The organism is Streptomyces sp. NPDC096311 (genome assembly GCF_044763085.1).
Lineage (GTDB): Bacteria > Actinomycetota > Actinomycetes > Streptomycetales > Streptomycetaceae > Streptomyces.
Window position 1 is genome coordinate 335886 of sequence record NZ_JBIWFN010000002.1, and the last position, 15553, is coordinate 351438.

Genomic DNA, 15553 nt, shown 5'->3' on the forward strand with positions numbered 1-15553 from the left:
ACCCGGGAGGATTTCGTGCACGCCGAGGTCAACTCCCTTGAGAAAAGGGTAAGTTGACGCACCGAAAGTCAGGGTGCCGTTCACGGCTACTTCACCACCGTCGACCAGTCCGGGGACTGCGCGGGATCCAGACTGCGCAGGCGCTCCAGGGTCTCGGGCTTCTGCACGTCGAGCCAGTCGGACAGCTCTCGGAAGGACACACAGCGAACGCCCTTCTTCGTGCACACGTTCTTGACGACCTGGTCGATGGACTTCATGTAGATGCCACCGTTCCAGTTCTCGAAGTGGTTGCCGATGAACAGCGGTGCACGGCTGCCGTAGTACACGCGGTTGAAACCGTCCATGTACGACGCGACGGTCTCCTGTTCCCACTCGGGGTACTTGGCCGGGTCGCCCTCGGTCGAGTCGCCGGACTGGTTGGCGAGGAAGTTGAAGTCCATGGACAGGCCTTGGAACTTGCCGCCCTCGTAGGGGAGCAGCTGCAGCGGGAAGTCCCAGACGCCCTCCTTCTTGTTGGGCCATATCTGGAGGTTGCCCGAGGAGCTCGCGTCGTAGCGCCAGTCGTAGTCCTTGGCGGTCGCCTTCATGGCCTTGAGCAGGTTCTTCTGGCCCTCCAGGCAGGGCGCGCGCCCGCCGCTGACCTCCTTCGTGGGGTCGAACGGCAGGGCCGGCAGGTCGGTGTAGCCGGTGTTGGTCTTCCACTTCTCGACGAACGAGAAGAACTGGTTGATCTCGCTCTCCCACTCCTCCACGCTCCAGTCCCCGCCGCCCTTGTCCTCGCAGAAGTGACCGTTGAAGTGGGTGCCGATCTCGTTGCCCTCCTTGTACGCCTTGCCGAGCTCCTCCAGCGTGTCGCGGATGTGCTGGTCGGTGGCGTAGCTGATCGCCGCGGCGCCCGGGGCGTGCATCGGCGGCTTGTAGAGCGTCTTCTTGTCCTTGGGCAGCAGATAGATGCCGGTCAGGAAGAACGTCATGTGGGCGTTGTACTGCTTCGCCAACTCCTGGTAGTGGGTGAAGAGTTTGTCGTCGCCCTGGAGGGCGCCGTCCCAGGAGAAGACGACGAACTGGGGTGGCTTCTCACCCGGCTTGAGCGGAACGGGCTTCAACTGGCCCTTCTGCGGCCCGGTGTAGGACGTGGAGCCGTCCCCGAGCACCTTCGTCTTGCCGTCCCACGGGGGTTCCTTGGTCGTCTTGGTGGCGCTGGCCCCGGAGCGGGGACCGCCGGCCGAGGCGGCCGGTGTGGTGTTGTCCGAGTGGTTCAGGGCCAGGTAGGTGGCGGTCGTCGACGTCACGACGAGGAAGGCCGCCATGGCCACGAAACCCTGGCGGGCGGAACCGGGAGCGGGCGCGGGTTCGCGGCGGCGGTGACCGCTGTGCTTCGAGTTCATACGGGGCACATTCTGCGAGGGGGGTGGAAGGAGCGGGCGGGGGCCTTTCGGCCATCGGGATGCGCGGTGGCCTCTCGGCCGTCGGGGTGGGCGGCCTCGTGGCCGTCGCGGTCAGCCGAGCGGACTCATGGCGCCGGCCCAGATGCCGTACGGGACGTCGTCGGCGGACGTGCCCGCGAGCCCCTTGAGCGGCAGTGGTTCGAGGCTCTTGGTCAGGTCGATGCGGTAGAGGACGATCGCGGTCGACACGGAACGGTTCGTGCCGACGTACCAGGCGGCGGTGTCGTCCGCCGTGGTGCCGGCCTTCCCGGCCGGGCCCGGTGTGTCCGGTGCGCTCTGGGCCGCGGTGGGGTGCGCTGTGCCGAAGGCGTCCGTGAGCCCCTCGGTGACCTCGCGGGCCACCTCCGGGCTCACCGCGCGCTTGGGGCGGGGGGTGTCCAGGGCGACCTGGGAGCCGTTGCGGGTGATGCGTCGCACGGAGTACGGCTCGGTGTGCGACCCGCCCGCGGCGAAGGTGGCGTAGGCGTTGGCCATCCGGATCGCGCTGGGCGTGGAGTTGCCCAGGGACAGGGCGGGCACCTGGGGACCCATGGTCGACGAGAGCAGCCCGGCCGCTTCGGCGGTCTGCCGCACCTTGTCCAGGCCCGTGTCCATGCCGAGCTGCATGAACGGCACGTTCACGGACTCGGCGAGCGCCTTGCGCAGGCTGATCTGCCCCCAGGACTTGTTTCCGTCGTTGTGGGCGGCGACCTTCTTGTTGGCGCGGTCCCAGTAGGGCCCTTCGGGTGTGGTGACGGGGATGTTGTCGTCACCGTTGTAGAGCGTCTCCGGCGTGACTGGTGTCGCCGTACTGTCGCGGGTCTTGTGGACGCCGTGTTCCAGCCCGGCCGCGTAGACGAACGGCAGGAACGACGAACCGGCCGGGACGGTGGTCGCGTTGGACTCGTTGTAGCCCTGCGTACGGTGGTCGGGGCCACCGTAGACGGCGAGGATCTTGCCGTCGGCGGCCACCGAGGAGGCCCCGTAGTGGGCGGTCTTCGCCGTCTTGGGGTCGTCCTTCAGGGCCTTGTTGCGGGCCTTGGTCACGGCGTCGGCGAGCGCCGTCTCCCGCTTCCGGTCGAAGGTCGTGTAGATCTGGTAGCCGCCCAGGTCGAACTGCTGGTCCGAGATGTGCGCGGCCTTCTTGGCGTACTGGGTCGCGAGCTCCACCAGGTAGTCGCTCTGCTTGCCGGTGTCGAAGGTCTGGGACTGCGTGGTCGGCTCGGGGAACTTCGTGTACTTGGCCCGCTCGGCCGGCGACAGCTTGCCGATCTTGACCATGCGGTCGAGGATCCAGGACCAGCGCTCCACGGCGCGCTTGTGGTTCGCCTGGCTCAGGGTGGGGTCGTACAGTCCCGCGCCCTTCAGCAGGGAGGCGAGCATCGCGGCCTCGCTGGCGTTGAGTTCGCCGACGTCCTTGCCGTAGTACGCCTGGGCGGCGCGCTGGATGCCGTACGTGCCGCGGCCGAACCAGCTGGTGTTGAGATAGCCCTCGAGGATCTTGTCCTTGCTCATCTTCTGGTCGAGCTTGAGGGAGATCATCGCCTCGGTGAACTTGCGGCTCACCGAGCGGTTCTGGTTCAGGTAGACGTTCTTGACGTACTGCTGGGTGATCGTCGAGCCACCCTCGGTGTTGCCCTCGCCGATCGTGCGCACGAGGGCACGGCTGATGCCCTTGAAGGAGATGCCCGGGTCGGAGTAGAAGCTCTGGTTCTCCGCGGCCAGCACCGCCCAGCGCACGTCCTGGGGTATGTCCTTCAGCGGCATCGCCTGCCGCCGCACCCATCCGGTACGGGCCATGGGCGTCCCGTCGGACCAGAAGTAGACGTTGTCCTGCTGGGTGGCGTAGGTGTTGAGGTTCTGGGGTATGTCTGTCGCGGCGTAGGCGATCACCAGAAACGTTCCGCTCAGCCCGATGGCCAGGCCCCAGGCGCCCAGCCATTGACGCCAGGAGGGCATCCAGCGCCGCCAGCCGGAGCGGCCGGGGCGCGGGTACGCCGGTTTCAGACGGCGGGCGATGCGCGCCCAGCGTCCGGCGAGCGCGGAGGGCACGGCCGGTTTGCGGCGGGTGCCGCGATGGCCGGAAGCCGTCCCTCGATCGGCGCGTTGTGCGGGGTCCTCCGCACCTGAGTGCGCCTCGATCTCGGCAGGAGAGGGGACGCGAAGCTGCGTGGTCTCCTCGGCGGGACCCTCGGCGCGGGGCGGGATGCGGAGTTGCGTGGTCTCCTCGGCACGGGGCGGCAGGCGGAGCTGAGTGGTCTCCTCGGCACGGGGCGGGAAGCGGAGCTGGGTGGTTCGCTCGGCGGGAGTCTCGTTCTCCGTGTCTTCCGCACGACGACTCGCGGAGTCTTCCCTACGACGGCTCGCGGAGTCTTCCGCGCGACGGCCCGCAGGGTCTTCCGCACGACGGCCCGCAGGATCATCCGCGCGGCCGCTCGCGGGCCGTTGCGGACCGACCCCGCGGCGATTCCGGCGGTCGTCGCCCTCCCCGCTAGCCACGGCGGGCTCCGGCGCGTGGACGGCCCAGAGGATGCGGGGCATCTGTTCGATGCCATGCCTCGGTCACGACTGCGTCTCCCTCCGCACTTCGGAATTGCGCGCGCGGGTAGATGCAGCTGCCGCACATGCGGCTGCGAGCCCCCCTCCCCGACCTTGCGGCTCGTCGCGGCCCTCTTAAATTATCAGCGACTAATACGATCTCCTCGCCCAGGAACCAGACAGAAATATTCAGCAGGTCAAGTCGGCCCTCTGAAGGCACCGGGCGGGAATCGGGGAGGAATCGAGGAGGTCCGGGTTCCGGATCACCGCGCCACCCGATGCGCGACCGGGCCGCGGAAGGCTTCGATCGCCGGCTCCCGGCCGCTAACCTGTGCGTATGCCTCGCTACGAGTACCGCTGCCGGACCTGCGGCGACACCTTCGAACTGAGCCGCCCGATGGCGGAATCCGCCGCTCCGGCGGACTGTCCCGCCGGGCACGACGACACGGTGAAACTCCTGTCGACCGTCGCGGTCGCCACCGGCGGATCGGCTTCCGCGCCCGCCCCGGGCCCGTCCGCAGGGGGCGGAGGCGGGTGCTGCGGCGGCGGGTGCTGCGGCTGATCGACCAGGATTTTTCAGGAAGTCTTCAGCTTTTCTTCGCCCGAATCCTCCGTGCGGCCCGGGCGTGTCGCACTCCCAGGCCGTACGTGGCACCCGCACAGGCCGGGCACGGCTCCCGCTGAGACCGCGCCCGGCTCCCGCTCAGACCGCGCCCGGTCGGCCACAGGCGTGCGTGAACTCCCGCAGGATCCGCTCCCCCGCCGCGACCCCCCGCTCCGGGAGGGCGGTGATCGCCGGCGCCGTCCAGTCGGCCTCGGCCAGTTCCCCGTGGCCGGGCCGCCAGCCGCGGTCGGCGGCGAGCAGCAGGTCGGCGTCGAGCAGGGAGTCACCGGCGGCGAGCGTGAGGAGGGCGCCGGTGCGGCGGGCCACCTCGCGCACGGCCGCGCTCTTGGTGAGCGGCTTCGGCACGGCGTAGATCTTGCGGCCCTGCAGCGACACCGTCCAGCCGCGGCTCTCCGCCCAGACGGCGAGCTCCTTCACCCACTCCTCGGGCAGCAGCTCGCGCTCCACCACCAGATAGACGAACAGGTCCTCGGCGACCCGGTGTTTGCGGACCCAGGCCGGATCGGCGGTGGCCGCGAGGTGGTCCCGCACCTCGGCCAGCGGAGCGCACTCGTCGGCGAGCCGCGCGGTCACGGCCACGTGCCAGTCGGGGTCGGAGACACCGTCGACGAGCAGATGCCCGCCGTTGGCGCAGATCGCGTACTCGGGGGCGGGCCCCGGCAGGTTGATGCGCTGGTACTGCTTGCGGGTGCGGGTCGTGGTGGGCACGAAGTGGGCCGTGTCGCCGAGCTCGGTGAGCAGCGCGGCGGCCGTCTCGGTCATGTACGACAGCGGCCTGGCCTCGTGCACCTCGACGCAGAGCAGCCGAGGCGCCCGCGCGTCGGGCATGGTCAGCGCGAGGGCGGCGGAGGAGTAGATCAGCGTACGGTCGAGATCGCTGGCGACGAGCACCTTGGGCGCGGACATCAGACCGTCACCGCCTTGCCGTCGGCGCCGGTCGCGCCGCGCGTGTACTTCGGGTGGATCAACCCCACGCAGGTGTACGGGAGCTCGTCGACCTCCTCGACGGGTACCCCGCGCTGCTGGGCGAGCAGACGTACGTGGTCGAGGTCGGTGCCTGCTCCGGCGCGCGCCAGGATCTTCCAGGGGACGCGGCGCAGCAGCACGCGGGTGGTCTCGCCGACACCCGGCTTGACGAGGTTCACGTCGCGGATCTCGTACTCCTCGCTGATCCGCTCGACGGCCGCCCAGCCCTCCCAGGTGGGGGTGCGGTCGGTGGCGAGGAGCTCCTTGGCCTGGGCGCAGGCCGCGTCGGCGACGTCGGGGAAGTGGGCGGCGACGGCGTCCAGGAAGTCGACGGAGACGTCGGAGCCGGCGAGCTCGCGGTAGAACTTCGCGCCGTGGAAGTCGTACTCGCCGACCAGGTCCGAGCGCAGAACCGTGCGCGAAATCAGCCCTGAGACCGTCGAGTTGAGGCAGGCGGAGGGGATGAGGAAGTCCTCGCGGGTGCCGTACGTCCGCACGCACGAGCCCGGGTCGGCGAGGACCGCGATCTCCGGGTCGAAGCCGGTGACGCCCTCGGCGGACTCGAACTCCCTGATGGCCTCGGTGAGTTCGCGGGTGATGGCGCCCTTGCCGGTCCAGCCGTCGACGAACACGACGTCGGCCGGGTCGTGGTGGGCGGCCAGCCAGCGCAACGCGTTGGCGTCGATGCCGCGGCCACGGACGATGGAGACGGCGTAGTGCGGCAGGTCGAGGCCGTGCCGGTGCTGGGCCCAGCGGCGCATCAGAACGCCGACGGGGGTGCCCGCGCGGGCCAGCGAGACGAGTACAGGGTGCGGAGAGCGTTCGGCGAGCACCAGTTCGGTGACGGCGCCGACGGCCTGGGCGATCCGGGCGGCCGAGGTGCCGAGGGCCGTCTGGAACAGCTCCTGGTACTGGGGGCTCGGCTGGTATTCGACCGGCAGCGACTCCGCGTAGTGGGCGCCGCCGCTCTGGATCGCCTCCTCGCGCTCCTCGGTCGGCGCCTCCAGCGTCACGTCCGAGAGGTCCTGCAACAGCCAGCCGACCTCGTCGGGCGCGTACGAGGAGAAGGCGGGGCCGCGGAGGGGCTCGGGGAGCATGGAGGGCCTTTCGGTGGACGGCCGTGCGGGGACGTACGACGGAACGACGGCGAGCAGGACGCTCGGCGTGTGCTCCGCGAGCTGGGCCAGCAGACCGTCGAGGGCGTGCAGGGCGGGCGTGTCGGCGACGGAGTCGACCACGGCCACGACCGCGTCGAAACCGGCACCCGCGACGTTGTACGCGTACCGCTCACCCGGTCCGTCGTCGGGGTCGTCGTGGGCCGGGAAGGCCAGGCGCGTCCGTATGGCGTAACCGGGGTCGTCGAGGGCGAGCACCGGGGAGCGGGTGGTCGTGGAGTACCGCACCTCGGCGGACACCACCTGCTCCAGCTCCCTGGCCAGCCTGAGCGGCGCGTACATCAGCTCCTCGAAGCCGAGTACGAGGACGCGCCGCGCCCCGTCCGGCAGCGCTTCGGCGACCCGCGCGGCCATCGCGGGCAGCGCCGCGTCCAGCCGTATTCGCTGCCCGGGCGTGAAGCCGTGCCGTCCCCCGTCGGGCAGACCCCGGGGCCAGCCGAGCTCGACACGGGCGGCACCCGGGTACCCGGGTGGGCTGTCGGCGGCCTCGGTGGTCTTGGAGGTGTCGGTCGTCTTGGTGGTCTGGGTGGTCTCGGTGGTCTCGTGTTCCGCCACCAGCGCCTGGCCCTTCTCCAGGACGCCCTCCGGGAGGTTCACGGTGCCCCTCGCCGCGGCGACCAGGTCCACCCGTGCGCCGATCTCCGTCGCGAACTCCGCCAGACGGCCCAGGTCCGCGGCCGAACGCATGTCGACCAGGGCCACGACCACATAGCGGTCGCGCGGATAACGGGCGTGGAGGTCGCGGATGGTGTTGAGGACCGTGTTGCCGGTGGAGAACTCGTCGTCGACGAGGACCAGGGGGCCCGCGCCCGCCAGCAGAGCGGGGTTCTCCGGCAGCAGGAGGTGAGAGGTGGCGTGGGAGTGGGACTCCTCGAAGCCGCCCGCCGTCTCGACGCCGGGGACGGGACGGCGGGTCGAGTGGAGGTAGGGCGCGAGGCCCACACCGTCGGCGACGCAGTGGCCGAGGCCGGTGGCCGTCTCCGCGTACCCGAGGACGACGGCCGCGCGTGCGCCCTCGGCGCCGAGCAGCTCCCGTACCCGCCGGCCGAGCGCGAACCCGTGTCCGTACACCACGGACGGCGACTGCGGGACGTGCTTGCCGAGCACGTTCGACACGAGCAGATGCGCCCGGCGGGGGTTACGCCGCAGCGCGAGCCCCAGCAGGTCGCTCAGCTTCTCGTCACCGACGAGCTCGACACCCAGTCGCTCGGCGACCCAGGTCCCCGTCCACACCACGTTCTTCATCGATTCCTTGTTGGTCGGTCGGTCGGGCCGGCGCGGTTCACGCAGGCAGGGCGGCCGCGAGCAGTTCCACGAAGCCGATGTCCTCGTTCGCCACACCGAACACCTCGGCGCGCTGGAGGGTGCGCTCGGCCCAGGCGCGGTGCGGCTTCACTTCATTCATTTTGTTCGTATACGCCGATCGCAGCACGCCCCCGCCGCCCCGCTCGGGCCTGAGGATGTCCTGCGCGTCGCTGTACTCCTCGTGGCTGACCACGGACAGCGCGTGCACCGCCGGGACGTGCGAGGGGTGGATGCAGGTCTTGCCGAGCAGACCGTTGGCCCGGTCGAGTGCGATCTCGCGCAGCAGCCCGTCCAGGTCGTGCTCGATCAGCGCCTGGCGCAGGTCCTCGACCTCGCCCTCCTGGAAGGGGCTGCGGCGCAGCTGCGGCTTGAACATGCGCTCCTGGACCCGGAAGTACTCCCACACGGGCCCGGTGACCGTGAACCCGGTGCCGTCCGAGCGCCCCAGCATGTTCACCACGTCCGCGATCACGGAGGCGACGATCTGAACGTCGTAGGCGGTCATGTCGGGCGCCCTGCGCAGCCCGTACGCCGAGCAGAAGTCGGTGACGCCCAGGCGCAGCGCGAGGACGCGGTCGCGGTACTTGTCGACGACCCGGGAGATGCCCTCCAGGGTCTCCCGGCGGCTCTCCAGGTACAGCAGCCCGGGCGATTCCAGGACAGGCATCGCGAACAGCCGCCGGCCGCTCGCGGACTCGGCCGCGGCGAGCGCCTCCATGAACGGGACGCCCCGCTCCTCGGTGAACTTCGGCAGGACGAAACCGGACAGTAGCCGCACGGACGCGCCGAGCCGCCGGACGAGGTCCGGGATCTGCCCGGGCTCACGGACCCGTACGAACAGCAGCGGGAGCCCGTCGGTCTCCGGCCGTCCGGCGAGGTCGGCGAACTGCCGGACCAGGTTCTCCTCGGCGCCGACGACCTCGGCGTCGTCGATCGAGTCCTCCAGGCACAGCACCATGGAGACCACGCCGCGTCCGGCCTGCTTGACGACGTCGTCGGCGAGGTGGGGTCTGGTCGCGGGGCTGTACAGGGTGGCGCCGAGGGCCGCCGCGAGGACGCGGGCGGGCGACTCGGCGGTGAAGAGGCACGGCTCCCGGTAGAAGAGACGCTGCCGCTCTTCAGGGGCGATATGCCCGAAATGACGCATGAAACTCCCCCGTTGCGGCTAGGCGGACCTACGTGATGTGGCCGGTAATAGTACGTACAAATCCATGTCAGTCGTTCCCACCAGGCGTGAAGTTCAGGTAACTCGGCCATGTCGGTTGCCCGCACATCCCGACCGGGAATCCTTACCCCCGCGTTGTCGTGACCAGGACCGAGAGGGCAGGATGACCGCATGACGCACGCGATGCTGAAGGGGTCTAACGTCCCGCTGGACGCCACAGCGGTACGTGCCGTGCTGCGCTGGACGCCCGGGCAGGGTGTCCCCGATGTCGATGTCTCGGCGCTGCTCCTCGGTCCCGACGGTCGTGTGCGATCCGACGAGGACTTCGTCTTCTACAACCAGCCACGCCATCCCTCGGGCAAGGTGTGGCGACTTGGCAAGAAACGCGTCGCCGAGGGCCTCACCGACACCATCCAGACGGATCTGGCGGGTGTCGAGTCCGGTGTCGGACAGATTCTGCTGGTCGCATCGGCGGACGGCGTCACCTTCGACCAGGTACGCGCCCTACGCATTCTGCTGTACGACGCGTCCGCCGCCTCCGGCACGACGGGCTCGGACGGTGAGCCGCTGGCCTACTTCGACATCAAGCCGGAGACCGGTACGGAGACGGCGCTGATCTGCGGCGAACTGTACCGGCGCGGTCAGGGCTGGAAGTTCCGGGCGCTCGGCGAGGGCTATCCGAACGGTCTGGAGGGGCTCGCCTCCGACTTCGGGATCACGGTGGACGAGTCCGAGCCGGAGGCCGTCGCGCCCGTACCCGACGCCACCGCCTGGGCGGACCCCGCGGCCTCTCCGGAGACCTCGGTGCCACTCCCGCCCGAGCAGGCCGCCCCGCTGCCCCAGCAGCCCGCGTACGGCTATCCGGGGCCCGCGCAGACGGCCCCCGCTCAGCCCGCCTACGGCTACCCCCAGCCGACCAGCCAGCCCGCCTACGGCTATCCGGGGCCTCAGACGGCCCCGGCCGCCCAGCCGGCCTATGGGTTCCCGCAGGCGGTCGGCTCCCTGCCCGACCCGGATTTCAGGCTGCCGCCACAGGGGCCACAGTTCATCGGACGCTAGGAAAGCGCCCCGAGCCCTCGGGCGAACCGTCGAGGCAGCGTCAGCGGTCGGCCTTGGACTTGTACCCCCGCCCCCACTGCAACCCCCACCCGTACAACCGGTCCAGCTCCGCCTGGAACCCGTACACGAACTTCACCTCGCGCCGCACGGTGATCTCGCCCTTGTTGTTCTCGATCATCACCACCGCGCAGGAACGGGCCTGCGGATGCCGCTCGTCGAGGCCGATCTCGATCCGGGGCCCGTTGCTCGGGTAGAGCGTGATGATGGCGTGCGTACGGTCGAAGGCGGGCGTCTGGTCGTAGATGTACACGAAGACCAGGAGCCGTTTGATGTCGTCGCGGTGGTCGAGGTTGACGTAGGCCGTCTCGCCGGACGCCGAACCGAACCGGTCGTCACCGCTGAGCTTCACGTACGGCGGGTCGTTGATGTCGCCGAGGAAGTTGCCCAGGGGCTGCACCACGCCCTTGGAGCCGTCCGCGAGCTCGTACATCACGCCCAGGTCGAGGTCGACGTTCACCATGCTCTGGGTGTGCGCCTGGACCACGTCCGGCTTGAAGGTCTTGAAGGGGTGCCGCAGCAGGCTGCCCCGCTGCTGGCCGCCGCCGATGTCCGACGTGCGCATGCGCCAGGACAGGTTGATGCGCAGGTTGCCGGTGGCCGCGCCCTGTTTGGTGAGCGAGACCGTGTGGTTCCGCTTGGTCAGCTCTATGGAATTGGTGGCGGCACTGCCGGAGTCGAAGTCCGTCGAGCGTCCGCGCCACAGGTCGTCCCAGAAGCCCATTGCCTTGTCCCGCCCCCACGTTGCCTGGATATGCGACGGGGCGGCCGTCGAGGACTCGTCCTCGACGGCCGCCCCGCTCAGAGCGTTCCCGGAATCACCCTCCCGGACTCACGCTCCCGGGCTCACACCCCGGACGAGACCTCAGCCTTGTCGTCCGAGGCCGTCGCTTTTCCCTCGGCGGCCGCGAGCGCGCTGTTGCGACGCACCGAGGACCAGAAGGACCAGCCGATCAGGACGACACCGACGAGACCGGTGATGACCTCGTGGATCTGGTACTGGATGGTGACCAGGAGGATCACGGCGAGGGCGCCGATGGCGTAGTGCGCGCCGTGCTCCAGGTAGACGTAGTCGTCGAGGGTGCCCTGGCGGACCAGGTAGACCGTGAGCGAGCGGACGTACATGGCGCCGATGCCGAGGCCGAGCGCCATCAGCACGATGTCGTTGGTGATGGCGAAGGCGCCGATGACACCGTCGAAGGAGAAGGACGCGTCGAGGACCTCGAGGTAGAGGAACATGAAGAACGCTGCCTGACCTGCGAGGACGACGGCCGGCTTCTTCTTGCCGGTCCGCGCGGCCTCCTCCTCTTCCTCGTGCTCCCGCTCCTCCTCTTCCTCGAGCTTGTCCTCGAAGTAGCCGGAGAGTCCGCCGACGATCATGTACGTGATCAGGCCCGCGATGCCTGCGATCAGCACCGTCTGCGCCTTGTCGATGTGCGCGCCGCCGTGCTGGTGGGCGTGGACCGCGAAGGTCATGGAGGAGACCAGCAGCACGACCAGGGCGATGCAGACCGACAGCATGTCGACCTTGCCGAGCTTGGCGAGCGGGCGCTCGATCCAGCGCAGCCACTGGATGTCACGGTCCTCGAAGATGAAGTCGAGGAAGATCATCAGAAGGAACATGCCACCGAAGGCGGCGATCGCCGGGTGAGCGTCCGTGACCAGCTGCTGGTACTGGTCCTTGTCGGTCAGCGCGAGGTTGACCGCCTCGATCGGACCCTTCTTGGCCGTGACCGCCACGATCACGACGGGGAAGACCAGTCGCATACCGAAGACGGCGATCAGCACACCCACCGTGAGGAAGATCTTCTGCCAGAAGGCATTCATCTTCTTCAGGATCCCGGCGTTGACCACCGCGTTGTCGAAGGACAGCGAGATCTCCAGGATGGCCAGGATCGCCACGATGCCAAAGGCGGTCCACCCCCCGTAGATCACCGCTGCGACCAAGCCGAGCGCGGTGACCGCAAACGACCAGCCGAAGGTTTTCAGAAGCACTGGCTACCCAATCATCGTGTATGTACGGGTCTCCCCCGCGCCGTACTCGGCTTTACCTACTGTTGACCACGAAGTCTAGAGGGCCGCCCCTTCGGCTGACTCGGGCGGGCCCTAGGAAACATTGACTCCGAAGTCGAGCGCGATGCCGCGCAGGCCGGACGCGTACCCCTGTCCGACCGCCCGGAACTTCCACTCCTGGTTGTAGCGGTAGACCTCGCCGAAGATCATCGCTGTTTCCGTCGAAGCGTCCTCGGAGAGGTCGTAGCGCGCGAGCTCCTGGCCGTCGGCCTGGTTGACCACGCGGATGAACGCGTTGCTGACCTGGCCGAAGGTCTGACCGCGGTTGTCCGCGTCGTGGATGGAGACCGGGAACACGATCTTGTCGACGTTGGCCGGCACCTTGGAGAGGTCGATCAGGATCGACTCGTCGTCGCCCTCGCCCTCACCCGTGAGGTTGTCACCGGTGTGCTCCACGGAGCCGTCCGGGCTCTTGAGCTGGTTGTAGAAGATGAACCACTCGTCGCCGAGCACCCGGCCGGAATTGCACAGCAGAGCGCTGGCGTCGAGGTCGAAATCGGCTCCGGTGGTGGAGCGCGCGTCCCAGCCGAGCCCGATCATCACGTGCGTGAGGTTGGGTGCGGCCTTGGAGAGGGAGACATTGCCTCCCTTGGCGAGCGTGACGCCCATGATGCTGGTCCTCCCCGAGGTCAAACTTTCAGTTGTACCGCGCGGCCTGCGCGCGGTGGTCCAGCGGGTCCGGCGCCGCACAGGAAGCGTGCGGCGCCGGACCTGGAGCCTAAGGCCGTACGGCTCAGACGTTCACGTCGGACGGTCGCGTCAAACGTTCAGATCAAACGTTCGCGTCCGACGCGGGCCCGTCCGACGGTCGTGTCAGACGTTGACGCCGAAGTCCTGCGCGATGCCGCGCAGGCCCGAGGCGTAGCCCTGGCCGATGGCGCGGAACTTCCACTCCGGGCCGTTGCGATACAGCTCGCCGAAGACCATGGCGGTCTCCGTCGAGGCGTCCTCGGAGAGGTCGTAGCGCGCGATCTCCGCCTCGCCGGCCTGGTTCACCACGCGGATGAACGCGTTGCGGACCTGGCCGAAGGACTGCTGGCGGTTCTCGGCGTCGTAGATGGAGACCGGGAACACGATCTTCTGGACGTCGGCGGGCACGGCGGCGAGGTTGACCTTGATCTGCTCGTCGTCGCCCTCACCCTCACCGGTGATGTTGTCCCCGGTGTGCTCGACCGAACCGTCCGGGCTCTTCAGGTTGTTGAAGAACACGAAGTTCTGGTCGGTGCTCACCTTGCCGTCCGCGTTCGTGAGGATGGCGCTGGCGTCGAGGTCGAAGTCGACGCCGGTGGTGGTTCGGGCGTCCCATCCCAGACCGACGATGACCGCGGTCAGTCCCGGGGCCTCCTTGGTCAGCGATACGTTGCCGCCCTTGCTGAGGCTGACTCCCACGAGTCCTCCCAATGGTGTCCAGGGGCGGGGAGCCCCGTCGTGCGTTGGTATCGGATCAACGTGTCGATCCTAGTGACGGGTTCCCGGACCCTGCAGGCCCTGCGACCGAACAATCACAGGGTGTCGGGCTCACAGAGTGTCGAGCGCCTTCACGTACTCGTTCAGGTCACGCGCGTCCGGCAGACCGTTGACGACGGTCCAGCGGACGACGCCCGCCTTGTCGATGATGAAGGTGCCGCGCACGGCACAACCCTTGTCCTCGTCGAAGACGCCGTACGCGCGCGAAGTGTTGCCATGCGGCCAGAAATCGGAGAGCAGCGGGTACTCCAGGCCCTCCTGCTCGCCGAAGACGCGCAGGGTGTGGATGGAGTCGTTGGAGACGGCCAGCAGCTGGACGTCGTCGTTGACGAACTTCGGCAGTTCGTCGCGCAGGGCACACAGCTCGCCGGTGCACACGCCGGTGAAGGCGAACGGGTAGAAGAGCAGCACCACGTTCTTCTCACCGCGGAAGTCGGACAGCTTCACGGTGGCGCCGTGGTTGTCCTTGAGCTCGAAGTCCGGTGCCTCGGTGCCGACCTCGATCGCCATAGTCACACGCTCCCCTTCCAAGGGCCTGTTCGGGTGAACCCCACCCTACGCAGCACCCCCCACTCCACCGGCCACACCCCGCCCACGCGCCCCACACGCCCCTCGGTACGCGCCTCGCGGCGAGACGCGTACCGGGGGGCGCGTGGGGCGCCCCAACGACTGGTGGGGGCTACCGCCACCTGGATGGGGCGGCGCCGCCCCACAGCCTGCCGCCCCGGCACACGCCCCCGGGTGGGACCCGCCACGCGGACAACCCCACCCGGTCAACCGCGCCGCGCGGGCACGGCCCGACCCGGGCCGCTCCGCCATGCGTGGCGCCGCCCCACGGGGCGTCGCCACGCAGGCACTGCTCGACCCGGGCCACCCCCGTTGGCCCGGCACGGAACCCACCGCGCGTCCTCGCCATCCCGACGCGGCGCGCGACCGGGGCGCAACGGCTCGTGGGGGCTGCCGCCATTCGGGTGGGTGCCGGGCCGCCTCGGGGGCTGGGGCCGGGGGTGCGGTGGTGCGGCGTGGGTGGTGGTCGCCTGACCGGTCGTGGAGCCCCCGGGGGGCCGCGTAGGGCGGCCGGGGCATGGCGGAGGCCCCCGACGGCGGTACGCCGTCGGGGGCCTCCTGGGTGGTTTGGTGCGGCAGACGGAGCGAGAGCTCAGCGCTTCGACTTGGGCGTGGCCAGACGCGTGCCCGACCACTCCTTCCCGACCGAGATGCTCTTTGTCTGGGAGAGGCCGGCAGTCTGGGCGGCGTCACTGATGTCGCTGGGCTCGACGTAGCCGTCCCGGCCGGTCTTCGGGGTCAGCAGCCAGATCATGCCGCCGTCCTCAAGGAGACCGATGGCGTCCACCAGAGCGTCCGTAAGGTCGCCGTCCTCGTCGCGGAACCACAGCAACACGACGTCAGCGACGTCGTCGTAGTCCTCGTCGACCAGGTCCTGGCCGATCAACGATTCGATACCTTCACGGAGCTCGTGGTCAACGTCGTCGTCGAAGCCGATCTCCTGGACCACCTGTCCGGGCTCGAACCCCAGCCTGCCGGCCGGGTTGGTCCGCTCCTCCGCGTGGTCCGCGGTCGCGCTCACGGCTTGCCTCCTGATCATGTTTCGGTAGATGTCTCAGCCACGCGCGTACGCGAAGCATTGGCCGTAGTCCACACGGGCGGGGCGGATCGCGCAAGTACCCGGCCGTCA

At 69.2% G+C, this 15553-nt stretch carries 13 protein-coding genes; 2 read left to right on the forward strand and 11 right to left on the reverse strand.

The window, feature by feature from the left end; all coding sequences use genetic code 11:
- Positions 1-86: 86 nt before the first annotated feature.
- Entirely contained in the window at positions 87-1388 is a 1302-nt protein-coding gene (locus ACIRA5_RS06150) for a hypothetical protein (RefSeq protein ID WP_403687806.1), read from the reverse strand.
- A gap of 111 nt (positions 1389-1499) precedes the next feature.
- On the reverse strand, positions 1500-3968 hold the full coding sequence (locus tag ACIRA5_RS06155) for a transglycosylase domain-containing protein (RefSeq protein ID WP_403687808.1): 2469 nt from the start codon (positions 3966-3968) through the stop codon (positions 1500-1502).
- 334 nt (positions 3969-4302) lie between these two features.
- Here ACIRA5_RS06155 and ACIRA5_RS06160 point away from each other — a divergent pair, with 334 nt between their 5' ends.
- Entirely contained in the window at positions 4303-4527 is a 225-nt protein-coding gene (locus ACIRA5_RS06160; RefSeq protein WP_099922882.1) for a zinc ribbon domain-containing protein, read from the forward strand.
- Between the two features lie 141 nt (positions 4528-4668).
- Here the strand turns inward: ACIRA5_RS06160 and ACIRA5_RS06165 are convergent, their stop codons facing one another.
- Genes ACIRA5_RS06165 through ACIRA5_RS06175 form a run of 3 tightly spaced genes read right to left on the reverse strand, consistent with a single transcriptional unit; the run spans position 4669 to position 9183 of the window.
- Entirely contained in the window at positions 4669-5496 is an 828-nt protein-coding gene (locus ACIRA5_RS06165; RefSeq protein ID WP_403687810.1) for an HAD family hydrolase, read from the reverse strand.
- The gene (locus ACIRA5_RS06170) at positions 5496-7976 is read right to left on the reverse strand and encodes a phosphoribosyltransferase (protein WP_403687813.1); all 2481 of its coding nucleotides are present in this window, start codon (positions 7974-7976) and stop codon (positions 5496-5498) included. Before ACIRA5_RS06170 ends, ACIRA5_RS06165 begins: the two co-directional genes overlap by 1 nt.
- 37 nt (positions 7977-8013) lie before the next feature.
- Complete coding sequence (locus tag ACIRA5_RS06175) at positions 8014-9183, reverse strand: HpcH/HpaI aldolase/citrate lyase family protein (RefSeq protein WP_403687815.1); 1170 nt, start codon at positions 9181-9183, stop codon at positions 8014-8016.
- 189 nt (positions 9184-9372) lie between these two features.
- Here ACIRA5_RS06175 and ACIRA5_RS06180 point away from each other — a divergent pair, with 189 nt between their 5' ends.
- Positions 9373-10260, forward strand: coding sequence for a TerD family protein (locus ACIRA5_RS06180; RefSeq protein WP_403687817.1), 888 nt, complete (start codon positions 9373-9375; stop codon positions 10258-10260).
- Between the two features lie 40 nt (positions 10261-10300).
- Here the strand turns inward: ACIRA5_RS06180 and ACIRA5_RS06185 are convergent, their stop codons facing one another.
- The 6 genes from ACIRA5_RS06185 to ACIRA5_RS06210 all read right to left on the reverse strand — a co-directional run bounded on the left by ACIRA5_RS06185 (position 10301) and on the right by ACIRA5_RS06210 (position 15445).
- On the reverse strand, positions 10301-11041 hold the full coding sequence (locus tag ACIRA5_RS06185) for a Tellurium resistance (protein ID WP_060896039.1): 741 nt from the start codon (positions 11039-11041) through the stop codon (positions 10301-10303).
- Between the two features lie 122 nt (positions 11042-11163).
- Positions 11164-12312 carry a DUF475 domain-containing protein gene (locus ACIRA5_RS06190; RefSeq protein ID WP_403687820.1) on the reverse strand — a complete coding sequence of 383 codons (1149 nt, stop codon included), beginning with the start codon at positions 12310-12312 and terminating at the stop codon, positions 11164-11166.
- Between the two features lie 111 nt (positions 12313-12423).
- Entirely contained in the window at positions 12424-12999 is a 576-nt protein-coding gene (locus tag ACIRA5_RS06195) for a TerD family protein (protein ID WP_054230997.1), read from the reverse strand.
- A 204-nt stretch (positions 13000-13203) separates the two neighbouring features.
- Positions 13204-13779 (reverse strand): TerD family protein, encoded by a 576-nt coding sequence (locus ACIRA5_RS06200; RefSeq protein ID WP_054230998.1) that lies wholly within the window; start codon positions 13777-13779, stop codon positions 13204-13206.
- A 129-nt stretch (positions 13780-13908) separates the two neighbouring features.
- On the reverse strand, positions 13909-14367 hold the full coding sequence (locus ACIRA5_RS06205; RefSeq protein ID WP_067369436.1) for a peroxiredoxin: 459 nt from the start codon (positions 14365-14367) through the stop codon (positions 13909-13911).
- Positions 14368-15016: 649 nt separating this feature from the next.
- Positions 15017-15445: a DUF3052 domain-containing protein gene (locus ACIRA5_RS06210; RefSeq protein ID WP_054231000.1), complete on the reverse strand. Its 429-nt coding sequence runs from the start codon at positions 15443-15445 to the stop codon at positions 15017-15019.
- Positions 15446-15553 lie beyond the last annotated feature (108 nt).